Source organism: Streptococcus sp. HJ1, from assembly GCF_052399005.1.
In the GTDB taxonomy this organism is placed as follows: Bacteria; Bacillota; Bacilli; order Lactobacillales; family Streptococcaceae; genus Streptococcus.
Window position 1 is genome coordinate 989,331 of the sequence record NZ_CP199005.1, and the last position, 20,140, is coordinate 1,009,470.

The following is a 20,140-nucleotide window of genomic DNA, read 5'->3' on the forward strand; positions in this document are numbered from 1 at the left end:
CTTTTAGCGACGTTTTCGAAGCACTTTAAAGACAGCTAGTGCTAATGTATAGTCTACCATACTATGGATAATTGTACCAAAACCAACTAGAACAAAGAGAACATAAAACATATTTTCAACATTTGTCCCTGAAGTAGCATAGAAGATGATACAAGCTATTACTTCAGCGATAGCATGAACAACACCCAAAACAAAGTTAAAAATCCAAGATGTCTTCGGTTTATCCAAGGTTTCAGGGAATTTCTTTAAGTACAAAGCCCCCAAAGTACCAAAAACGATGTGAGAGAAGGCACGCAGGACGATAACCATGGGATAGCCTGCCATCAGGAAGCCAAGACTAGAAGCAATAATCACAAAAGCAGCCATCAAAGGCGAAAGAAACATGGCGATAAAGATGGGGATATGACTTCCCAAGGTGTAAGAAGCCGGTGGGATAACGATTTTAAAAGGCATAATGATTGGAATCAAAATCGCTATTGCAGTGAGTAGGGCAGTCATGGTCATAAACTGCGTTTTTTTTCGTATATCCATAAGAACCTCCATTTATCTGTATATACATAAGTATAGTACAATAAATAGTCAGCCAAGTCAAGGTTCAATATTGATTTTTAAGACATATTTGGTTAAAATGTGGTAAAGAATTTTTGATTTAGGAGAAAATGTGATGATACTTGTTGTTTACCTAATCGTAGTAATCGTGATGATGTCAAAGCAGAAAAAAGAAGGGAAAGTTGTCTCAGGTTGGACTCGTTTCATAGTTTATAGTTTATTGGTCCTTTCGCTACTCTCTCTATTAGCAAGTAGCTTGGCTGTTTCACTTTTTAGCCTTCCTTTATTAGGTTTTCTTTTGATGGCAGCAATACTCGAAATTGCTTATTTCGTCAGATTGGTGATTGCATTTGGTTTGATTTTTCTATCTCTAACCCTATACTTGGATAGCCAGAAAAGCCAGCAACCTACACCTCTTTCGTATCAACTCCTGCGCTTTGGCTTTCACATTCTATTGATGTTTCTCATGTTTTAAATGCTAAAACTCCACCTTCAGGATGAAAGTGGAGTTGTTTTTTTATTTCTTCAAGGTTTCGAGACGGGGAACAATTGCTACTGTTAGAACGGCAGAGATGACAAGCTCGGCAATTGAGTTTGTAGAAATAACTGTTGCTAGGAGTTTTTGGATATTGCCGTCGAAGACATTTCCAAAAAGGAAGAATATTCCCCCGAGGACAAAGACGGTGTTGGTAAGGGAACCGAGAGCACCAGCAAAGATGAGACCTGTCCTGTTTTTTAATAATTTATAAACCAAGTAAGGTGTCAGCCCAATCAAAACGCGAGGGACAACAGCGATAATCGCAGAATAAATGTTTCCGTTCGGTACAAATGGAGAGAAGAGGTAGCTGGTTGGAAGGATGGTAATCGTGTTTACCGTTAAGCTCAATAGTCCCATCAAAAAACCAAGTGTAACTCCAACTCGAGGGCCATAGATGATACTAGCAATGATTACTGGAATATGAACGATAGTAGGTTTGATTGGAAATGGGAAAAGGTTAAATAGGAGAGAGCTCAAAAAGTGGATAACGAGCATAACTGCAAAAAAGATAGAAATTGGAGCAATGTTAGAGCGTTTGTTCATCGAGGGTTTCCTTTATTCTTTCTAAAATAGTATTCAGGTCAGCTAGGGCGCCTTTGCCGTGATCGCCACAGGCTAGTAGAGATTCTTTTGGAGAGATAATCTGATAACCATAGGTCTCTAATGTTTTTAGGTTAGCCTGAGTTGCCGGATGGTCATACATCTTTGTATTCATGGCTGGTGCGACTAACTTTTTGACGTGGTCTGGCAGGGCAAGTGCTGTACTTGTCACCATGTTGTCCGCAAATCCGTGGGCTAACTTTGCGATGGTATTAGCAGTAGCAGGAGCTACAATAAAAAGGTCAGTCCTTTTGCCTAGTTCGATATGATTGACTTGATCAGGAGTGGGTTCCTGCATGACATCAAGGTGGACAGGATTTTGAGAGAGGACCTGTAGTGTCAACGGTTGGATAAACTCTCTCGCTGCCTCAGTCATTAAGACAGTGACATGATGGCCTTGTTTTTTCAAGGAACTAACTATATCAGCTGATTTATAGGAGGCAATGGAACCTGTCACCGCGATGAGAATATTTGCCATGGCTTTCCTTTCTATGAATCGTAAGCTTGAATTTTTTCAAGAAGGAGGTTTGCTATTTCCTCTTTGGTTTGAACGGTTTGAAGATGATCATTCTCAACAAAGATTGCGCGATGCTGATTTGCTGAGATTTGAGTCAGGTCATTTGCGATGATCAAGTCTGCTTGGTTCTTGATGAGACTTTTTCTAGCAATGTCAACCAGATGATCTTCGGTAACATCAACCAGCAGTTTAAAGCCAATCAGATGAATAGCTGGATTCCATTCCTTGACTAGAGAGATGATTTTGGGTGTTTTTTTCAGGAATAAGACCTGAACCTCATCAGTTGAAGAAATCTTAGCTTGATGATTCTGCTTGTTTAAGAATTCTTCTAGATTGGAGCTGGCTTGTACCTCCTCAAGCCCCGTCATATAAACAGGAGTATAGTCAGACACAGCCATTGAATGAATCAAGACCTGATAATCCTTGACACGTTCTAGCATTTCCACTAGAAGGTCGTTGGTATTATCAATTTCTCGAATGCTTAGGTTGGGATGAGCTTCTGGCTTCAGAGCTCGTTTTGTCGTTATCAAACAAACTTCATGCCCCGCAGCAAGCAAGGTTTCTGTGATGATTTTCCCCAAGCGACCTGTAGAATGGTTAGTAATAGAGCGGACACTATCAATAGCTTCACTGGTACCGCCTGACGTGACTAAAATTTTCATAGCACTATTGTACCAAAAAATAAAATAGAATCAAAAGAAAGCGTTTGTTATTTTATCTAATTTTCCAGCAAGATTATAGTTTTTGGCTATAAAAACTTATAAAAAGTAAAAAAAATGTCTAATACAGGCCTTAAAACTTGATGTTTATAAACTTTACTAAGCTTTTTGTATGTGAAAAATCTTTTTTTTGTGTTATAATGAGTTATCATATTAGAGGTTATAGGAGTTTTGAATGAAAACAGATATTGAAATCGCACAGAGTATTGAGTTGAAACCAATCGTTGATGTTGTAGAGAAACTGGGTATTTCTTACGACGATTTGGAATTGTACGGGAAGTACAAGGCTAAGCTCAGCTTTGATAAAATTCGTGCAGTTGAGAGCAATCCAGTTGGTAAATTGATCTTGGTAACTGCCATTAACCCAACGCCAGCAGGTGAAGGGAAATCAACTATTACCATTGGTCTTGCGGATGCCTTGAACAAGATTGGTAAGAAAACCATGATTGCTATTCGCGAACCGTCTCTTGGCCCAGTAATGGGGATTAAGGGTGGTGCAGCCGGTGGTGGTTATGCCCAAGTGTTGCCAATGGAAGACATCAACCTTCACTTTACCGGGGATATGCATGCCATTACAACTGCTAACAACGCTCTTTCTGCCTTGATTGACAACCACTTACACCAAGGAAATGAGCTGAGAATCGACCAACGTCGTATTCTTTGGAAACGTGTTGTGGACTTGAATGACCGTTCCCTTCGTCATGTGACCGTTGGACTTGGTGGTCCTCTAAATGGTATTCCTCGTGAGGATGGCTTTGATATTACAGTTGCTTCAGAAATCATGGCCATTCTTTGCTTGGCTACGGATATTGAAGACTTGAAACGTCGTTTGGCGAATATCGTTATCGGCTATCGTTACGATCGTACGCCAGTTTCTGTTGGTGATTTGCAGGTTGAGGGGGCTTTAGCATTGATTTTGAAAGATGCTATCAAACCGAACTTGGTTCAGACAATTTACGGTACACCTGCCTTTGTACATGGTGGTCCATTTGCCAATATCGCTCATGGATGTAACTCTGTTTTGGCAACGACTACAGCTCTTCACTTAGCGGACTACACAGTTACTGAAGCTGGTTTTGGTGCGGACCTTGGTGCTGAGAAATTCCTTGACATTAAGACACCAAACTTGCCAACTTCTCCAGATGCAGTTGTTATCGTCGCAACCCTTCGTGCCCTTAAGATGAATGGTGGCGTAGCTAAGGACGCTCTTACAGAGGAAAATGTGGAAGCAGTTCGTGCAGGTTTTGCTAACTTGAAACGCCACGTTGAGAACATCCGTAAGTTTGGTATTCCAGCAGTTGTTGCGATTAATGAATTTGTCACTGATACAGAAGCTGAAATCGCAGCCTTGAAGGAACTTTGTGCCTCAATCGATGTGCCAGTTGAGTTGGCTAGTGTCTGGGCTGATGGTGCCGAAGGAGGAGTAGCGCTTGCCGAAACGCTTGTCAAGACTATCACTGAAAATCCAGCCAACTATACTCGTCTTTATGACAATGACCTTTCTGTCCAAGAAAAGATTGAAAAAATTGTTACTGAAATCTACCGTGGTAGCAAAGTGAATTTTGAGAAGAAAGCTCAAACGCAAATTGCCCAAATCGTTCAAAACGGTTGGGACAAATTGCCAATCTGTATGGCTAAAACTCAGTACAGTTTCTCTGACAATCCAAATGCACTCGGAGCTCCAGAAAACTTTGAAATTACCATTCGTGAATTGGTACCCAAATTGGGTGCAGGCTTCATCGTTGCCCTAACTGGTGATGTCATGACCATGCCAGGTCTTCCAAAACGACCAGCCGCTCTTAATATGGATGTTGAAAGCGACGGAACCGTTCTAGGTTTGTTCTAATAGATTAATTGATTCTAAATGAGTTTGGAAAAGTTTTCCAAGCTCATTTTCTTGTCTAGATATGAGGAGTTGTCTTCACTGATAATAGCGTTATTTTCTAGACGCAACCAATCTAGGTAAAGATATTTTCTCTAATTTCTGATATAATAGAAACATTGACTTCAAGAGTAAGGAAGAGAAAATGAACGCATTATTGAATGGAATGAATGACCGTCAAGCTGAGGCGGTGCAAACGACAGAAGGCCCCTTGTTAATCATGGCGGGGGCTGGTTCTGGGAAGACTCGTGTTTTAACTCACAGAATCGCCTACTTGATTGATGAAAAGATGGTCAATCCTTGGAATATCTTGGCCATTACCTTTACCAATAAGGCGGCGCGTGAGATGAAAGAGCGTGCTTATGGTCTTAATCCAGCTACTCAGGACTGTCTGATTGCGACTTTTCACTCCATGTGTGTTCGTATCCTACGTCGCGATGCGGATCATATTGGCTACAATCGGAATTTCACTATTGTAGATCCTGGTGAGCAACGAACTCTCATGAAACGCATTCTCAAGCAGTTAAACTTGGATCCAAAAAAATGGAATGAACGAACCATTTTGGGAACCATTTCCAATGCTAAGAATGACTTGATTGATGATGTGGCTTATGCTGCTCAGGCTGGTGATATGTATACGCAAATCGTGGCCCAGTGTTATACAGCTTATCAAAAGGAGCTTCGTCAGTCTGAGTCCGTTGACTTTGATGATTTGATTATGCTGACCCTGCGTCTCTTTGATCAAAATCCTGACGTCTTGACTTACTATCAGCAGAAGTTCCAGTACATTCATGTTGATGAGTACCAAGATACCAACCATGCCCAGTATCAATTGGTCAAACTCTTGGCATCTCGATTTAAAAATATCTGTGTAGTTGGAGATGCGGACCAGTCCATCTACGGTTGGCGTGGGGCTGATATGCAGAATATCTTGGATTTCGAGAAAGATTATCCTCAAGCCAAGGTAGTTTTGCTAGAAGAAAATTACCGTTCAACCAAAACCATTCTCCAAGCTGCCAATGACGTCATCAAAAACAATAAAAATCGTCGTCCTAAGAATCTCTGGACTCAGAATGCGGATGGGGAACAGATTATTTACTATCGCGCAAATGACGAACAGGATGAGGCTGTTTTTGTAGCCAAAACCATCGATGAACTTGGTCGTAGTCAAAACTTCCTTCATAAAGATTTTGCAGTTCTCTATCGAACTAACGCCCAGTCTCGTACCATTGAGGAAGCCCTCCTAAAGTCCAATATTCCTTATACTATGGTCGGCGGGACCAAGTTCTACAGCCGTAAAGAAATCCGTGACATTATCGCTTATCTGAATCTCATTGCCAATTTAAGTGACAATATCAGTTTTGAGCGCATTATTAACGAACCAAAACGCGGAATTGGCCCAGGAACGGTTGAGAAAATCCGTGATTTTGCGAATATGCAAGAGATGTCTATGCTGGATGCTTCAGCCAATATCATGCTGTCTGGAATCAAAGGAAAAGCAGCCCAGTCTATCTGGGATTTTGCCAATATGATTATGGATTTGCGGGAGCAACTGGATCAATTAACTATCACCGAGCTGGTGGAGGCTGTTCTAGAAAAAACAGGTTATATCGATATTCTCAATGCCCAAGCGACCTTAGAAAGCAAGGCTCGGGTTGAAAATATCGAAGAGTTCCTATCTGTTACTAAGAATTTTGACGACAATCCTGATAGTCAAGAAGAGGAAACAGGTTTGGACAAACTCAGTCGATTCTTGAATGACTTGGCTTTGATTGCAGACACGGATTCGGGCAGTCAGGAGACATCAGAAGTAACCTTGATGACCTTGCACGCAGCGAAAGGACTAGAGTTCCCAGTTGTCTTTATCATCGGGATGGAGGAAAATGTCTTTCCGCTTAGCCGTGCAGCTGAAGATCCAGATGAGCTAGAAGAGGAACGCCGTTTGGCCTATGTCGGTATCACACGAGCAGAAAAGATTCTCTATCTGACCAATGCCAACTCACGCTTGCTTTTTGGGCGTACCAACTACAATCGTCCAACTCGTTTTATCAATGAAATCAGTTCGGACTTACTTGACTATCAAGGTTTGGCCCGTCCAGCGAATACTAGCTTTAAAGCCTCTTATAGCAGTGGTGGGATTGCTTTCGGTCAAGGTATGAGCTTAGCCCAGGCCCTTCAAGAACGAAAACGCAATGCCGCACCAAGCTCTATCCAGTCAAGCGGTCTCCCGTTTGGACAGTTAGCAGCCGGAAATAAAAAAGATTCGACTGATACAAGTTGGTCCATTGGAGATATTGCACTTCACAAGAAATGGGGAGAGGGTACTGTTCTGGAAGTCTCTGGTAGCGGTGATACTCAGGAACTAAAAATCAATTTCCCAGAAGTCGGTCTGAAAAAACTCCTAGCCAGCGTTGCCCCAATTGAGAAAAAAATCTAATTTTTCATCCTTCTCACGAATAATAAAGTGAGGAGGATTTTTATGTACAGTATTTCATTCCAAGAAGATTCACTCTTGCCTAGAGAAAGACTAGCTAAAGAAGGAGTAGAGGCTCTAAGCAATCAAGAATTGCTAGCAATTCTGCTCAGAACAGGAACACGTCAGGCCAATGTCTTTGAAATTGCCCAAAAAGTCTTGAATAGTCTTAACAGTCTAACTGATTTGAAAAAAATGACCCTGCAGGAATTGCAAAGTCTGTCTGGAATTGGACGTATTAAAGCCATTGAATTACAAGCGGTGATTGAACTGGGGCATCGTATTCACAAACACGAAACTCTTGAGATGGAAAGTATTCTCAGTAGTCAAAAGCTAGCCAAGAAAATGCAACAGGAACTTGGCGACAAAAAACAAGAGCACCTAGTGGCGCTCTATCTCAATACTCAAAATCAAATCATTCATCAGCAAACTATTTTTATCGGCTCTGCGACACGCAGTATTGCTGAACCGAGAGAAATCCTTCACTATGCTTTGAAGCATATGGCAACCTCTGTGATTCTCGTTCACAATCATCCATCTGGTGCTGTATCTCCTAGTCGAAATGACGACCATGTCACTAAGCTAGTCAAGGAAGCCTGCGAACTGATGGGAATTGTGTTTCTGGATCATTTAATTGTCTCTCACTCGGATTACTTTAGTTACCGTGAAAAAACGGATTTGATTTAAGATTGCACATGATCTTACTCAATCACTTTTAAAACATAGGAATCTACTTCTGCCATATTGATAACAGGAAGAGGTTTTATCGTGGGTACAAGTAAATCTTCTTGAACGATAAAGTTGACAATCGAATTGAAATCTTCGATTTTATAATATCTTTTTTTATGAATGAGAATATCTCTGTAAAAGTAAAGACTTGAATGAAATTTACTTTTTAGTTTAGCATCTGCCTTTTTACAAAATAGTTTCGCCTTCTTAGACATTTCTTTCAGATACTTTTGTTTTTCTTTTTGAGATAGTTTATCGAAATTCTCTTTATTCTTAGAAAAAGATTGGTAACTTTCCGCTGTTAAAAGTCTATAGAGATTAGAAAGATGAAAGCAAACCTCTATTTCTTTTTCATTGTTTGATAAGAAAAGATTAGCTTCCTTTTCCTTATAAGATATGAAAACATTAGCTTCTATATCTCTCAAAATCTCGTGAGTAGAAGGTATTTTAATTTCATTCATGATTAATAACCTATTTATAAGTCCTAGAGTTCGTTAACAACATAGTCAAACAGCGTTTTATCTTTGGGGCGGTTTTCAAAGAGAAATTCAGGATGCCATTGAACACCAAGATAAGGGAAGCCGTCCGTAGTTGTCACAGCCTCAATGATTCCATCTTTAGGATCATGTGCTACAACCTTAAGATTTGAGGCTAGATCTTTAATGCTCTGGTGGTGGAAGGAGTTGATGTGAGAAATTTCTCCATAGATTTCTCGGAGAATAGTATCAGGTTCCGTTACGAGGCGTTGGGTCGTGTATTCGGCTGAACAGTCCTGCCAATGATCCTCGATATCTTGGTGAAGCGTGCCCCCCATGGCAACATTGAAAAGTTGAGTACCTCGACAAACAGAGAAAATTGGTTTCTTTTGCTTAATCGCTTCTTTGATAAGTGCTAGTTCAAAAATATCTCTTTGAAGGTGGTAGTCATCACTATCAATAGCCTTTGGTTCACCATAGTATTTTGGATCAACATTTTGCCCACCCGTTAGGATGAGCTTATCAATGATACTGATGTAATAGGTAGCCATTTCTTGATCACCAATCGGTAGGATGATTGGAATTCCGCCAGCGTCCTTGACTCCTTCAACAAAGCCCTTTGCTGCATAGCTCATCATGATGTCATCATCTGGATGAGCTTTTTCATTTCCTGTAATCCCAATAACTGGTTTTTTCATACATGCTTTCGCTTTCTAATCCTCTTTACGCATAAAATAGAGGAGGGTTTGGAGTTCGCTTGTCAAATCGACATACTGAACGACCACATCTTTTGGAAGGTGAAGGTGAACAGGTGAAAAACTGAGAATACCTTTTATACCAGCATCAACCAAAAGATTGGCAACTTCTTGTGATTTAACACTTGGAACTGTTAGGATAGCAGTTTTGACATCTGCTTCTTTGATTTTTTCTTTAATCTGTGAGATACCATAGATTGGAATTCCATCAGGTGTCTGGCTTCCAACTTCTGGATGGTCATCTAGGTCAAAGGCCATGATAATTTTCATCTTGTTACGCTCGTGAAAGCGGTAGTGGAGAAGGGCATGGCCCATATTTCCAATCCCAACCAGCATAACATTTGTAATGGAGTTATCATTTAGGAGATCAGCAAAAAAATTCATCAATTTTTTGACATCGTAACCAAAACCACGACGACCTAGCTCGCCAAAATAGGAAAAATCACGTCGAACGGTCGCAGAATCGATACCGATAGCCTCTGCAATTTGCTTGGAGTTAGCACGTTCGATTTTTTCTGCATGAAATCTCTTGAAAATTCGATAGTAAAGAGAGAGTCTTTTTGCTGTTGCTTTTGGAATAGCAGACTGTTTATCTTTCACAAAATCACAACCTTTCTATTCTTCTATTTTATAGAAACATTGTGAAAAAATCAACAAAAACAAGAAAAAACTAAGAAAATTCTTAGTTTTTATCTGAAAAATGAGCTTGTGATAGAAAACGGTAGAGATCGCCAACCAATCCTTGATAAATCAACTTATCATTCAGCGTTAAGGAGTTGATTAGGAGAGTATCAGGTAGGGTCACACAGCCAGATAGAGATAACATGAGCTCTTCGTAATCCTTATATTCAAGTGTACGGTTTACGTGATAGTTATCTTGATAGGTAAGTCGATACATAGTCAATTATCTTTCTTCTTTAGTAAAGATACCGCGTTCTACTAAACTGTCCATGAGGAAGTAGAATTTCTCCTGGTGAATGTGGTGGTCTTCTGATTTAAAGATATTCACCAAACGAAGGCCAGACTTGTCAGTAATGTTGAGTTTAGCACCTGTAAGGTCTTTATTGATGATGATTTTTAGCTTGAAACCTTCACCGCTGTTGGGTACTTTCTCAAGCAAACGAGTCAGTTCGAAGTTTCCAACTTTTGTTTCAAAGAAAGTATTATCTTTCAGTGTGAACTTTTTGACAGTAGGGTTAAGTATGTAGTTGTAGCGGCAGTTTTGTAGTTTAATGGTTTTTTCGAATGCCATTAGATTAATCTCCAATAATATTTTTTAAGGTTTGTGCGAGTTGTTTCAGTTCTTCTTCGGTGTTAAGAGGAGAGAGACTGATACGGACAGATTCTTTCAAACGATGCGAATCTGGTCCATAAAATGCTTCAAGTACATGACTGGTTTGCACAATACCAGCAGTACAAGCCGAACCGGTAGAAATTGAAATTCCTTCAAGGTCTAACCGTAGCAAGAGCAAATCATTTTTTTGACCAGGAAAGCCAATGTTGACAACATAAGGTAATTGGTGGTTGCTTTCATTGAGATAGTAGTCGAGACCTGCAATTTCTTCTAAAAAAGCAGATTTGAGTGCACTTAATTTTTGGTAATGCTCAACTTGGTCATTTAAATCCTCTTTGAGAGCAGCGACCATGCCTACAATGGCAGCGAGATTTTCTGTTCCAGCCCGTTTCTTTTGTTCTTGGTCCCCACCGTGAAGGTAGGAATCAAAGTCCGCGGAAGAAGCATAAAGAAAGCCGACTCCTTTTGGTCCATGGAATTTGTGGGCAGAAGCGCTGAGGAAATCAATACCGAATTCCTCGGGATGGATAGGAATTTTCCCGATAGCTTGAACAGCATCAACATGATAAGCAGCAGGATGATATTTTAAAATACGTCCAATCTCAGCGATAGGTAAGAGACAGCCTGTTTCATTATTAGCATACATGGTGGAAACGAGAATGGTATCGTCACGTAAGGCTTCTTGAATTTGCTGGGCAGTAATTTCTTGATTTACTGGTTGGATGATGGTCGCTTCAAAACCAAAATGTTGAACCAGATAATCGATAGTCTCAAGCACAGAATGGTGTTCAATAGCTGTGGTGATGATGTGTTTTCCATTGTCTTGATGACGGAGACAATAGCCGATAATGGCTGTATTGTTACTTTCTGTACCGCCAGATGTAAAAAAGATATGTTGAGGTTTGGTTCCTAGTAAGTGGGCTAAGTCTTGACGAGCTTCTCGCAAGAGTTTGCCAGCCTGCCGACCATGACTATGAATACTAGAAGGATTACCATGAGTTTCTTGCATGACCTTGGTCATTTCAGAAATAGCTACTGCTGACATAGGAGTCGTAGCAGCATTGTCCAAATAAATCAAAGAATCACCTTATTTCTTTTTGTTGTAAGCAAAGAGTGGGCTGACTGGTTTTCTTTCATGGATGCGGACGATAGCATCTCCGATTAATTCGCTAGCAGTAATGTAACATACATTTTCTGGAGTTCTTTCTTTGGTTGCTACGGAGTCTGTCACAAGGATTTCCTTGATGTTTGTAGCGTCAAGAAGGTCTGCTGCACCTTCAACAAATAAACCGTGACTGGATACTGCATAAATCTCAGTTGCGCCTTCACGCTCAACGATTTTGGCTGCTTCAGAGAAAGTACGACCAGTATTAAGGATATCATCAATCAAGATAGCCTTTTTGCCTTCAACATCCCCAATGATATAGCCTTCGTTACGATCAGAATCGTCTTGGGCGTAGTCAATGATAGCGATAGGAGCATCAAGGTATTCAGCCAAACTACGTGCACGTTTAACACCAGAGTTCTTTGGACTAACAACAACAACATCAGAACCAAGAAGTCCTTTATCACAGTAGTGCTTAGCAAATAGAGGAACAGTATAAAGATTGTCTACTGGAATATCAAAGAAACCTTGGACCTGAACAGCATGGAGGTCAAGCGTTAGAACACGGCTTACACCAGCTTTGACAAGCATATTGGCAACTAGTTTTGCAGTGAGGGGTTCGCGAGAAGAAGCGATACGATCCTGACGCGCATAACCAAAGTAAGGGAGGACAACGTTGATACTATGAGCACTTGCACGTACACAAGCGTCAACCATGATTAACAACTCCATCAAGTGGTTGCTAACAGGGTAGCTGGTTGACTGGATGATGTAGACATCGTAACCACGGACACTTTCTTCGATGTTGACCTGGATTTCGCCGTCAGAAAATTGTCGAGAGGATAACTTCCCGAGAGGTACACCAACTGTATCCGCAATCTTTTGAGCGATTTCATGGTTAGAGTTTAGGGTGAAAAGTTTCATGTTGTTTCTATCTGACATTATAGACCGTCCTCTGTAAACTTTGCGAATCTTCTCTGAGAAAGTTTTGTTTTTCAAAGCCAGATTCTTTTATTTTTATCTTTTCTATTTTACCAAAAAAAGGAGATTATTTCAGCTTTTTTTCATGCTTTTAATAAAACGAATTAATTTTGATGGAGCTTTCTGATAAGTAATCTGATTTTCATCTAAAAATCTCTGAAAATCTTCTTTCCCTTTTTCATGGTCGGTGACTTCAAGCTCGAGTTCATAGTCCATCTGGTCAAAGTATCGACTTTCATCTAAGGCCATTAAGCCAATCTCAGCTTTCATTTCATAACGTAGAGTGGAAAGGCAGCCTAGAACAAGCCAGTCATGGCTTTCGATGCCAATCTTAGCGAGTTTCTCTAGAACGAGCCCTGGAGGTAGTTTTTGTTTTTCGAGGTACGATTCAGCTTCTGGAAGAGTTAGTTTCTGGTTGTATTCCATATTTCCTACAGTTTGAGGTACTTTTAAGGTCAATTCCGCCCAATCTGCAAAAGTGCGAATGCGCATGGCAACCTTCTTTTCACGCAATTGAAAATCTAGTGTGTCAATGTAGTAGTTTTTCTGAAGGACGGGTTGGATATGGGAAAACTGTTTTTTTAGATGAACATATTCCTCTTTTTTCAGAAGTGTTTTCAATTCTATTTCTAAATGTTTCATTTTTTCAACCTTTTCTATATCTTTGAAAGCGATTTATGGTATAATGGACAATGTATTTATTGTATACGAATGTACTGAAAAAATCAAAGATTTTCGACAGAGCAATCAAACATTACAAGGGAGAAAGTATGACCATAGAATGGGAAGAATTTTTAGATCCTTACATTCAGGCTGTTGGTGAATTGAAGATTAAACTTCGGGGGATTCGCAAACAGTATCGTAAGCAAAACAAGCATTCTCCGATTGAGTTTGTAACGGGTCGTGTAAAACCGATTGAAAGTATCAAAGAAAAGATGGCTCGTCGAGGAATTACTTATGCAACTTTAGAAAATGACTTGCAAGATATTGCTGGTTTACGTGTCATGGTCCAGTTTGTTGATGACGTCAAAGAAGTAGTTGAGATTCTACGTAAACGCCAAGATATGAGAGTCGTTCAGGAACGAGATTATATCACTCATCGTAAGGCTTCAGGTTATCGTTCTTATCACGTGGTTGTCGAATACACGGTTGATACGATTAACGGAGCGAAGACGATTTTGGCGGAGATTCAAATACGGACTTTAGCCATGAATTTCTGGGCTACGATTGAACACTCGCTCAATTATAAATATCAGGGCGATTTTCCAGAAGAAATCAGGAAAAGACTGGAAATCACAGCGAAAATAGCCTATCAACTGGATGAAGAAATGGGTAAGATTCGTGATGATATCCAGGAAGCGCAGGCTCTCTTTGATCCATTGAGCAGAAAACTAAACGATGGTGTAGGAAATAGTGACGATACAGATGAAGAATACAGGTAAACGAGTTGACCTCATAGCAAATAGAAAGCCACAAAGTCAGAAGGTCTTGCATGAGCTGAGGGAAAAACTCAAGAAACAACATTTTATACTGAACGATACCAATCCCGATATCGTCATTTCCATTGGTGGTGACGGGATGCTTTTGTCTGCCTTTCACAAGTATGAGAATCAGTTAGACAAGGTTCGATTTGTAGGTGTACATACAGGACACTTGGGATTTTACACAGATTATCGTGATTTTGAGCTGGATCAATTGGTGACCAATCTTTTACTAGATACTGGAGCCAAAGTTTCTTATCCAGTCTTGAATGTTAAGGTAACGCTTGAAAATGGAGAGGTGAAAATCTTCCGTGCTTTAAATGAAGCGAGTATCCGTCGATCAGACCGCACCATGGTTGCAGATATCATCATTAACCATGTTCCGTTTGAGAGATTTCGTGGAGATGGAGTGACTGTTTCAACGCCGACGGGAAGTACTGCCTACAACAAATCCTTGGGTGGAGCTGTCTTACATCCTACCATTGAAGCTTTGCAGTTGACGGAAATAGCAAGCCTTAATAATAGAGTCTATCGCACTTTGGGATCATCGATCATTATTCCCAAAAAAGATAAGATTGAACTTTTGCCGACACGCAATGATTACCATACGATATCAGTTGATAACAGTGTCTATTCCTTCCGTAATATCGAACGGATTGAGTATCAAATCGACCATCACAAGATTCACTTCGTAGCGACTCCAAGTCACACTAGTTTCTGGAATCGTGTCAAAGATGCCTTCATCGGCGAGGTGGATGAATGAGGTTCGAATTTATCGCAGATGAGCACGTCAAAGTCAAAACCTTCCTCAAGAAACACGAGGTTTCCAAGGGACTTTTGGCCAAGATTAAGTTTCGAGGTGGGGCTATTCTGGTCAATGGCCAACCTCAAAATGCGACTTATCTCTTAGATATTGGAGATAGGGTAACTATTGACATTCCAGCAGAGGAAGGCTTTGAAATGTTGGAAGCAATCGAGCGTCCACTGGATATTCTCTACGAGGATGACCATTTTCTGGTTTTGAATAAGCCCTATGGAGTAGCTTCCATCCCAAGTGTCAATCATTCCAATACCATTGCTAATTTTATCAAGGGCTACTATGTCAAGCAAAACTATGAAAACCAGCAAGTTCACATCGTGACTAGGCTTGATAGAGATACTTCTGGTTTGATGCTTTTTGCCAAGCACGGCTACGCTCATGCACGTTTAGACAAGCAGTTGCAACGAAAGTCTATCGAGAAACGCTACTTTGCTTTGGTTAAAGGAGCTGGTGTCTTGGAGCCTGAAGGGGAGATTATCGCCCCGATTGCGCGTGATGAAGATTCCATTATCACGAGACGGGTTGCAAAAGGTGGGAAATACGCTCATACGTCTTACAAAGTTGTAGCGTCTTATGGAAATATTCACCTAGTCGATATTCGTCTTCATACTGGGCGAACTCATCAGATACGAGTGCATTTTTCTCACATCGGTTTTCCATTGTTAGGAGACGATTTGTATGGTGGTAGTCTGGATGACGGTATCCAACGTCAGGCTCTGCATTGTCATTATTTATCTTTTTATCATCCTTTTCTAGAGCAAGATTTGCAACTAGAAAGCCCCTTGCCGGATGATTTCAGCAATCTTATTACTCAGTTATCAACTAATACTCTTTAAAAATTATTTGGAGTATAATTTATTTTCTTAAAGGAGAAAACTCATGGAAGTTTTTGAAAGTCTCAAAGCCAACCTGGTTGGCAAAAATGCTCGTATCGTTCTCCCTGAAGGGGAAGAGCCACGTATTCTCCAGGCGACAAAACGCTTGGTAAAAGAAACAGAAGTAATCCCTGTTTTGCTTGGAAATCCTGAAAAAATTAAAATTTATCTTGAAATTGAAGGAATCATGGATGGTTATGAAGTCATTGACTCTCAACACTATCCTCGATTTGAAGAAATGGTTGCTGCTTTAGTAGAGCGTCGTAAGGGCAAAATGACTGAAGAAGAAGCGCGCAAAGTTTTGGTTGAAGACGTCAATTACTTTGGTGTGATGCTAGTCTACTTGGGCTTGGTTGACGGTATGGTATCTGGTGCGATTCACTCAACTGCCTCAACAGTTCGCCCAGCCCTTCAAATCATCAAAACTCGTCCAAATGTAACTCGTACTTCAGGTGCCTTCCTCATGGTACGTGGTACGGAACGTTACCTATTTGGTGACTGTGCCATTAATATCAATCCAGATGCAGAAGCCTTGGCTGAAATTGCGATCAATTCAGCAATCACAGCTAAGATGTTTGGTATTGAACCTAAAATTGCTATGCTAAGCTATTCTACTAAAGGTTCAGGTTTTGGTGAAAGTGTTGATAAGGTAGTGGAAGCTACAAAAATTGCTCACGACTTGCGTCCTGACCTTGAGATTGATGGTGAGTTGCAATTTGATGCTGCCTTTGTTCCCGAAACTGCAGCTCTAAAAGCTCCAGGAAGTACGGTAGCTGGTCAAGCAAATGTCTTTATCTTCCCAGGTATCGAAGCCGGAAATATCGGTTACAAGATGGCAGAACGTCTCGGTGGTTTTGCGGCTGTAGGACCTGTTTTGCAAGGTTTGAACAAACCGGTTAACGACCTTTCTCGTGGATGTAATTCAGATGATGTTTACAAGTTGACCCTTATCACAGCAGCTCAAGCAGTTCATCAATAATATTTAGTCCTCTTTCCCATGGGAAGAGGCTTTTTAGTACTGAGAAAAGGACAGTTAGAAGCTTCTATGTTATACTAGATATATGTTAGATTTGAAAGAATACGGTATCGTCATGTGGCCGGAGGAGAAGATCATTTCTTTTCGAGAGAAACTCCTCAATTGGTATGATGAAAACAAGCGAGATTTGCCTTGGCGGAGAAGTAAAAATCCTTATCACATTTGGGTATCTGAAATCATGCTCCAGCAGACCAGGGTTGATACAGTTATTCCCTACTACGAACGATTCTTGGACTGGTTTCCAACTGTTGAAAGTCTGGCGAATGCCCCTGAGGAGCGTTTGTTGAAGGCTTGGGAGGGATTGGGCTATTATTCTCGAGTGCGCAATATGCAGGCTGCAGCTCAGCAGATTATGGCTGACTTTGGTGGTCAATTTCCAAACACCTATGAAGAAATTTCTAGTTTAAAAGGGATTGGCCCATACACTGCTGGAGCTATTTCCAGTATCGCTTTTAATTTGCCTGAGCCTGCTGTAGACGGCAATGTCATGCGGGTTTTGGCACGCTTGTTTGAAGTTAATCATGATATCGGAGTTCCCAGCAATCGCAAGATTTTCCAAGTCATGATGGAAATCTTGATTGACCCGAAACGACCGGGTGACTTTAACCAAGCTCTGATGGATTTAGGTTCTGACATAGAGGCTCCAGTTAACCCTCGACCAGAAGAAAGCCCTGTTAAGGACTTTAGCGCAGCCTATCAGAATGGGACTATGGATGTATATCCGATTAAAGAACCCAAGAAAAAGCCCCTCCCAATTTATCTCAAGGCTTTAGTTGTACGCAATGACCGTGGTCAATATTTACTTGAGAAAAATGAAAGCGAGAAACTACTAGCCGGTTTTTGGCACTTCCCATTGATTGCAGTTGATGATTTCTCAAGTGATGACGATCAGCTAGATCTCTTTTCGCAAGTCAAAGAGGAAAGCAGAGCATTTGGACCAAGCCCTCAAGAAAACTTTGAGCAGGATTATGATTTAGAAGTGAATTGGTCCCATCAAGTATTTGACCAGGTCAAGCATGTATTTAGTCATCGGAAATGGCACATTAAAATCCTAGCTGGTCAGGTGACAGAAACAAAACAGTTTTCGGACAGAGAAATTCGTTGGGTTTCTCCTCAGGAGTTTTCTGACTATCCACTTGCGAAACCTCAACAAAAAATTTGGCAGGCTTATAAAACAAATCTTGAAGATGAAGGACTACAGTAGCCATTTGTGCCTTCTTTGCATTTTTTTGTTATAATAGATAGAGAAAAGGTGATAAAATGAAAAAAATATTAATTGTAGATGATGAGAAACCAATCTCAGATATTATTAAGTTTAATATGGCCAAAGAAGGTTATGAAGTCATTACAGCCTTCAATGGTCGTGAGGCAATCGAGCTATTTGAAGCTGAGCAACCGGATATTATTATCCTCGACTTGATGCTACCTGAAATTGATGGTTTAGAAGTTGCTAAAGCTATTCGTAAGACTAGTAGCGTGCCGATTATCATGCTATCAGCTAAGGATAGCGAGCTTGACAAGGTTATTGGTTTAGAGTTAGGTGCAGACGATTATGTTACAAAACCTTTCTCAAACCGTGAGTTGCAAGCACGTGTTAAGGCTCTCCTTCGTCGTACAGACCTGGTTTCTGTGGATAGCCAAGAGTCCGATGAGAAGAAGACGCAGTCTTTACAAATTGGTGATTTGGAAATCGTTCCAGATGCTTACGTGGCTAAGAAATATGGTGAGGAGTTAGATTTAACCCACCGTGAGTTTGAACTCTTGTATCACTTGTCATCTCATATTGGACAAGTGATTACACGTGAACACTTGCTTGAGACTGTATGGGGTTATGACTATTTTGGTGATGTTCGTACAGTGGACGTGACCATTAGACGCTTGCGTGAGAAAATAGAAGATACTCCAAGTCGTCCAGAGTACATTCTCACACGTCGTGGTGTAGGATACTATATGAGAAATAATGATTGAAGATATTAGACAAACTATTCTGACCAGCGATTTTATCTTTATCCTGATTTTACTTGGCTTTATCCTGGTGGTGACCTTGCTGTTACTTGAAAATCGTCGGGATAATATCCGTCTGAAGGAGATAAATCAAAAGGTTAAGGACTTGATTGCAGGTGATTATTCTCAAGTTTTGGACTTGCAAGGAAGTACAGAAATCACCAATATCACCAATAATCTGAACGATTTGTCAGAAGTTATTCGTTTGACCCAAGAAAATCTGGAACAAGAGAGTAAACGATTGAACAGTATTCTTTCTTACATGACAGATGGCGTTCTTGCGACCAATCGCCGTGGCCAGATTACCATGATCAACGATATGGCCAAGAAACAGCTCGGTGTGCAGAAAGAAGATGTTCTGAATAAAAGCATCCTCGAATTACTAAAGATAGAAGATGAGTATGAGCTGCGTGACCTGATTACACAGATTCCTGAGTTAACGATTGACTCCCAGGATGTAAATGGGGAATACCTAAGCCTTCGTGTACGTTTTGCTCTGGTTCGCCGTGAGTCAGGTTTCATCTCTGGTTTGGTTGCCGTTTTACATGATACGACCGAGCAGGAGAAGGAAGAGCGTGAGCGAAGACTCTTTGTTTCGAACGTGAGTCACGAGTTGCGGACTCCTTTGACCAGTGTAAAATCTTATCTTGAAGCCTTGGACGAGGGAGCTCTTTATGATCCTGTTGCCCCTGATTTTATCAAGGTTTCACTCGATGAAACCAACCGTATGATGCGGATGGTGACAGATCTCTTACATCTCTCTCGTATTGATAATGCGACAAGTCAGCTAGATGTGGAATTGATTAATTTTACAGCATTCATCACCTTTATTCTCAACCGCTTTGATAAGATGAGAAGTCAGGATGACGAGAAAAAATATGAGCTTGTCAGAGATTACCCTATTAATTCAGTTTGGATCGAGATTGATACCGATAAGATGACTCAGGTGATTGATAATATTCTTAACAATGCCATCAAGTACTCACCAGATGGTGGCAAAATTACTGTCAGCATGAAGACCACAGATGACCAGATGATTTTATCCATCAAAGACCAAGGTCTAGGTATTCCAAAGCAAGATTTGCCGAAGATTTTTGACCGCTTTTACCGTGTAGATCGTGCAAGAAGCCGGGCTCAAGGTGGAACTGGTCTAGGTCTAGCCATCGCAAAAGAAATCATCAAACAACACAATGGCTTTATATGGGCCAAAAGTGAATACGGTAAGGGATCGACCTTTACCATAGTGCTCCCTTATGATAAGGATGCCGTAAAAGAAGAAATATGGGAGGACGAAATAGAAGACTAG

23 protein-coding genes are annotated in these 20,140 nt (G+C 40.7%); 11 read left to right on the top strand and 12 right to left on the bottom strand.

What is annotated here, in order from left to right; all coding sequences use genetic code 11:
- Positions 1-3 precede the first annotated feature (3 nt).
- Positions 4-531 carry an ECF transporter S component gene (locus tag ACT17O_RS05115; protein ID WP_000354642.1) on the bottom strand — a complete coding sequence of 176 codons (528 nt, stop codon included), beginning with the start codon at positions 529-531 and terminating at the stop codon, positions 4-6.
- A gap of 133 nt (positions 532-664) precedes the next feature.
- On the opposite strand from ACT17O_RS05115, the gene ACT17O_RS05120 reads away from it, so the two are divergent.
- A complete protein-coding gene (locus tag ACT17O_RS05120; protein WP_444817155.1) occupies positions 665-1,024 on the top strand; it encodes a hypothetical protein in 360 nt (119 codons plus the stop codon).
- A 42-nt stretch (positions 1,025-1,066) separates the two neighbouring features.
- On the opposite strand, the gene ACT17O_RS05125 is transcribed toward ACT17O_RS05120, so the two are convergent.
- From ACT17O_RS05125 to coaB, 3 genes are read right to left on the bottom strand one after another with little or no spacing between them, the layout of a single operon-like run.
- On the bottom strand, positions 1,067-1,630 hold the full coding sequence (locus ACT17O_RS05125) for an ECF transporter S component (protein WP_308697001.1): 564 nt from the start codon (positions 1,628-1,630) through the stop codon (positions 1,067-1,069).
- Complete coding sequence (coaC, locus tag ACT17O_RS05130; protein WP_308697002.1) at positions 1,614-2,165, bottom strand: phosphopantothenoylcysteine decarboxylase; 552 nt, start codon at positions 2,163-2,165, stop codon at positions 1,614-1,616. The genes ACT17O_RS05125 and coaC overlap by 17 nt, the downstream gene beginning before the upstream one ends.
- 11 nt (positions 2,166-2,176) lie before the next feature.
- Positions 2,177-2,866, bottom strand: coding sequence for a phosphopantothenate--cysteine ligase (coaB, locus tag ACT17O_RS05135; protein ID WP_308697003.1), 690 nt, complete (start codon positions 2,864-2,866; stop codon positions 2,177-2,179).
- A 232-nt stretch (positions 2,867-3,098) separates the two neighbouring features.
- On the opposite strand from coaB, the gene ACT17O_RS05140 reads away from it, so the two are divergent.
- The 3 genes from ACT17O_RS05140 to radC all read left to right on the top strand — a co-directional run bounded on the left by ACT17O_RS05140 (position 3,099) and on the right by radC (position 7,965).
- Positions 3,099-4,769 (top strand): formate--tetrahydrofolate ligase, encoded by a 1,671-nt coding sequence (locus ACT17O_RS05140; protein ID WP_084937738.1) that lies wholly within the window; start codon positions 3,099-3,101, stop codon positions 4,767-4,769.
- Between the two features lie 181 nt (positions 4,770-4,950).
- Positions 4,951-7,242 carry a DNA helicase PcrA gene (gene pcrA / locus ACT17O_RS05145; RefSeq protein ID WP_308697004.1) on the top strand — a complete coding sequence of 764 codons (2,292 nt, stop codon included), beginning with the start codon at positions 4,951-4,953 and terminating at the stop codon, positions 7,240-7,242.
- A 42-nt stretch (positions 7,243-7,284) separates the two neighbouring features.
- Positions 7,285-7,965 carry a RadC family protein gene (gene radC, locus ACT17O_RS05150; protein WP_308697005.1) on the top strand — a complete coding sequence of 227 codons (681 nt, stop codon included), beginning with the start codon at positions 7,285-7,287 and terminating at the stop codon, positions 7,963-7,965.
- A 14-nt stretch (positions 7,966-7,979) separates the two neighbouring features.
- On the opposite strand, the gene ACT17O_RS05155 is transcribed toward radC, so the two are convergent.
- From ACT17O_RS05155 to ACT17O_RS05190, 8 genes are all read right to left on the bottom strand, one after another.
- A complete protein-coding gene (locus ACT17O_RS05155; protein WP_308697006.1) occupies positions 7,980-8,468 on the bottom strand; it encodes a hypothetical protein in 489 nt (162 codons plus the stop codon).
- Between the two features lie 23 nt (positions 8,469-8,491).
- Complete coding sequence (locus ACT17O_RS05160) at positions 8,492-9,181, bottom strand: gamma-glutamyl-gamma-aminobutyrate hydrolase family protein (protein ID WP_308697007.1); 690 nt, start codon at positions 9,179-9,181, stop codon at positions 8,492-8,494.
- Between the two features lie 15 nt (positions 9,182-9,196).
- A complete protein-coding gene (locus ACT17O_RS05165) occupies positions 9,197-9,838 on the bottom strand; it encodes a redox-sensing transcriptional repressor Rex (RefSeq protein WP_000653409.1) in 642 nt (213 codons plus the stop codon).
- A gap of 82 nt (positions 9,839-9,920) precedes the next feature.
- The gene (locus ACT17O_RS05170) at positions 9,921-10,136 is read right to left on the bottom strand and encodes a DUF4649 family protein (RefSeq protein ID WP_308697008.1); all 216 of its coding nucleotides are present in this window, start codon (positions 10,134-10,136) and stop codon (positions 9,921-9,923) included.
- Positions 10,137-10,142: 6 nt separating this feature from the next.
- Entirely contained in the window at positions 10,143-10,490 is a 348-nt protein-coding gene (locus ACT17O_RS05175; protein WP_444817156.1) for a DUF1831 domain-containing protein, read from the bottom strand.
- A 4-nt stretch (positions 10,491-10,494) separates the two neighbouring features.
- Positions 10,495-11,610 (bottom strand): cysteine desulfurase family protein, encoded by a 1,116-nt coding sequence (locus ACT17O_RS05180; protein WP_444817157.1) that lies wholly within the window; start codon positions 11,608-11,610, stop codon positions 10,495-10,497.
- A gap of 9 nt (positions 11,611-11,619) precedes the next feature.
- Positions 11,620-12,579 (bottom strand): ribose-phosphate diphosphokinase, encoded by a 960-nt coding sequence (locus tag ACT17O_RS05185; protein WP_001283843.1) that lies wholly within the window; start codon positions 12,577-12,579, stop codon positions 11,620-11,622.
- A gap of 111 nt (positions 12,580-12,690) precedes the next feature.
- A complete protein-coding gene (locus tag ACT17O_RS05190; protein ID WP_444817158.1) occupies positions 12,691-13,260 on the bottom strand; it encodes a CYTH domain-containing protein in 570 nt (189 codons plus the stop codon).
- 128 nt (positions 13,261-13,388) lie between these two features.
- On the opposite strand from ACT17O_RS05190, the gene ACT17O_RS05195 reads away from it, so the two are divergent.
- From ACT17O_RS05195 to vicK, 7 genes are all read left to right on the top strand, one after another.
- The gene (locus ACT17O_RS05195) at positions 13,389-14,060 is read left to right on the top strand and encodes a GTP pyrophosphokinase (protein ID WP_000151561.1); all 672 of its coding nucleotides are present in this window, start codon (positions 13,389-13,391) and stop codon (positions 14,058-14,060) included.
- Positions 14,044-14,862 carry an NAD kinase gene (locus tag ACT17O_RS05200; RefSeq protein ID WP_000799063.1) on the top strand — a complete coding sequence of 273 codons (819 nt, stop codon included), beginning with the start codon at positions 14,044-14,046 and terminating at the stop codon, positions 14,860-14,862. The genes ACT17O_RS05195 and ACT17O_RS05200 overlap by 17 nt, the downstream gene beginning before the upstream one ends.
- On the top strand, positions 14,859-15,755 hold the full coding sequence (locus tag ACT17O_RS05205; protein WP_444817159.1) for an RluA family pseudouridine synthase: 897 nt from the start codon (positions 14,859-14,861) through the stop codon (positions 15,753-15,755). The genes ACT17O_RS05200 and ACT17O_RS05205 overlap by 4 nt, the downstream gene beginning before the upstream one ends.
- 43 nt (positions 15,756-15,798) lie before the next feature.
- Positions 15,799-16,773 (top strand): phosphate acetyltransferase, encoded by a 975-nt coding sequence (pta, locus tag ACT17O_RS05210; protein WP_444817160.1) that lies wholly within the window; start codon positions 15,799-15,801, stop codon positions 16,771-16,773.
- 82 nt (positions 16,774-16,855) lie between these two features.
- Entirely contained in the window at positions 16,856-18,034 is a 1,179-nt protein-coding gene (gene mutY / locus ACT17O_RS05215; protein ID WP_444817161.1) for an A/G-specific adenine glycosylase, read from the top strand.
- Positions 18,035-18,090: 56 nt separating this feature from the next.
- Positions 18,091-18,798 carry a response regulator YycF gene (gene yycF / locus ACT17O_RS05220; RefSeq protein ID WP_444817162.1) on the top strand — a complete coding sequence of 236 codons (708 nt, stop codon included), beginning with the start codon at positions 18,091-18,093 and terminating at the stop codon, positions 18,796-18,798.
- Positions 18,791-20,140 carry a cell wall metabolism sensor histidine kinase VicK gene (gene vicK / locus ACT17O_RS05225; protein ID WP_061413994.1) on the top strand — a complete coding sequence of 450 codons (1,350 nt, stop codon included), beginning with the start codon at positions 18,791-18,793 and terminating at the stop codon, positions 20,138-20,140. The genes yycF and vicK overlap by 8 nt, the downstream gene beginning before the upstream one ends.

What these genes read in the sequence shown, in the direction of transcription:
- ACT17O_RS05170 (WP_308697008.1), bottom strand. Translation starts at nt 10,136, where the DNA reads ATGTATCGACTTACCTATCAAGATAACTATCACGTAAACCGTACACTT.
- yycF (WP_444817162.1), top strand. Translation starts at nt 18,091, where the DNA reads ATGAAAAAAATATTAATTGTAGATGATGAGAAACCAATCTCAGATATT.
- coaC (WP_308697002.1), bottom strand. Translation starts at nt 2,165, where the DNA reads ATGGCAAATATTCTCATCGCGGTGACAGGTTCCATTGCCTCCTATAAA.
- ACT17O_RS05115 (WP_000354642.1), bottom strand. Translation starts at nt 531, where the DNA reads ATGGATATACGAAAAAAAACGCAGTTTATGACCATGACTGCCCTACTC.
- ACT17O_RS05185 (WP_001283843.1), bottom strand. Translation starts at nt 12,579, where the DNA reads ATGTCAGATAGAAACAACATGAAACTTTTCACCCTAAACTCTAACCAT.
- ACT17O_RS05120 (WP_444817155.1), top strand. Translation starts at nt 665, where the DNA reads ATGATACTTGTTGTTTACCTAATCGTAGTAATCGTGATGATGTCAAAG.
- ACT17O_RS05205 (WP_444817159.1), top strand. Translation starts at nt 14,859, where the DNA reads ATGAGGTTCGAATTTATCGCAGATGAGCACGTCAAAGTCAAAACCTTC.
- ACT17O_RS05160 (WP_308697007.1), bottom strand. Translation starts at nt 9,181, where the DNA reads ATGAAAAAACCAGTTATTGGGATTACAGGAAATGAAAAAGCTCATCCA.
- ACT17O_RS05195 (WP_000151561.1), top strand. Translation starts at nt 13,389, where the DNA reads ATGACCATAGAATGGGAAGAATTTTTAGATCCTTACATTCAGGCTGTT.
- mutY (WP_444817161.1), top strand. Translation starts at nt 16,856, where the DNA reads ATGTTAGATTTGAAAGAATACGGTATCGTCATGTGGCCGGAGGAGAAG.
- ACT17O_RS05140 (WP_084937738.1), top strand. Translation starts at nt 3,099, where the DNA reads ATGAAAACAGATATTGAAATCGCACAGAGTATTGAGTTGAAACCAATC.
- ACT17O_RS05125 (WP_308697001.1), bottom strand. Translation starts at nt 1,630, where the DNA reads ATGAACAAACGCTCTAACATTGCTCCAATTTCTATCTTTTTTGCAGTT.
- coaB (WP_308697003.1), bottom strand. Translation starts at nt 2,866, where the DNA reads ATGAAAATTTTAGTCACGTCAGGCGGTACCAGTGAAGCTATTGATAGT.
- ACT17O_RS05200 (WP_000799063.1), top strand. Translation starts at nt 14,044, where the DNA reads ATGAAGAATACAGGTAAACGAGTTGACCTCATAGCAAATAGAAAGCCA.
- radC (WP_308697005.1), top strand. Translation starts at nt 7,285, where the DNA reads ATGTACAGTATTTCATTCCAAGAAGATTCACTCTTGCCTAGAGAAAGA.
- ACT17O_RS05155 (WP_308697006.1), bottom strand. Translation starts at nt 8,468, where the DNA reads ATGAATGAAATTAAAATACCTTCTACTCACGAGATTTTGAGAGATATA.
- pta (WP_444817160.1), top strand. Translation starts at nt 15,799, where the DNA reads ATGGAAGTTTTTGAAAGTCTCAAAGCCAACCTGGTTGGCAAAAATGCT.
- vicK (WP_061413994.1), top strand. Translation starts at nt 18,791, where the DNA reads ATGATTGAAGATATTAGACAAACTATTCTGACCAGCGATTTTATCTTT.
- ACT17O_RS05190 (WP_444817158.1), bottom strand. Translation starts at nt 13,260, where the DNA reads ATGAAACATTTAGAAATAGAATTGAAAACACTTCTGAAAAAAGAGGAA.
- pcrA (WP_308697004.1), top strand. Translation starts at nt 4,951, where the DNA reads ATGAACGCATTATTGAATGGAATGAATGACCGTCAAGCTGAGGCGGTG.
- ACT17O_RS05175 (WP_444817156.1), bottom strand. Translation starts at nt 10,490, where the DNA reads ATGGCATTCGAAAAAACCATTAAACTACAAAACTGCCGCTACAACTAC.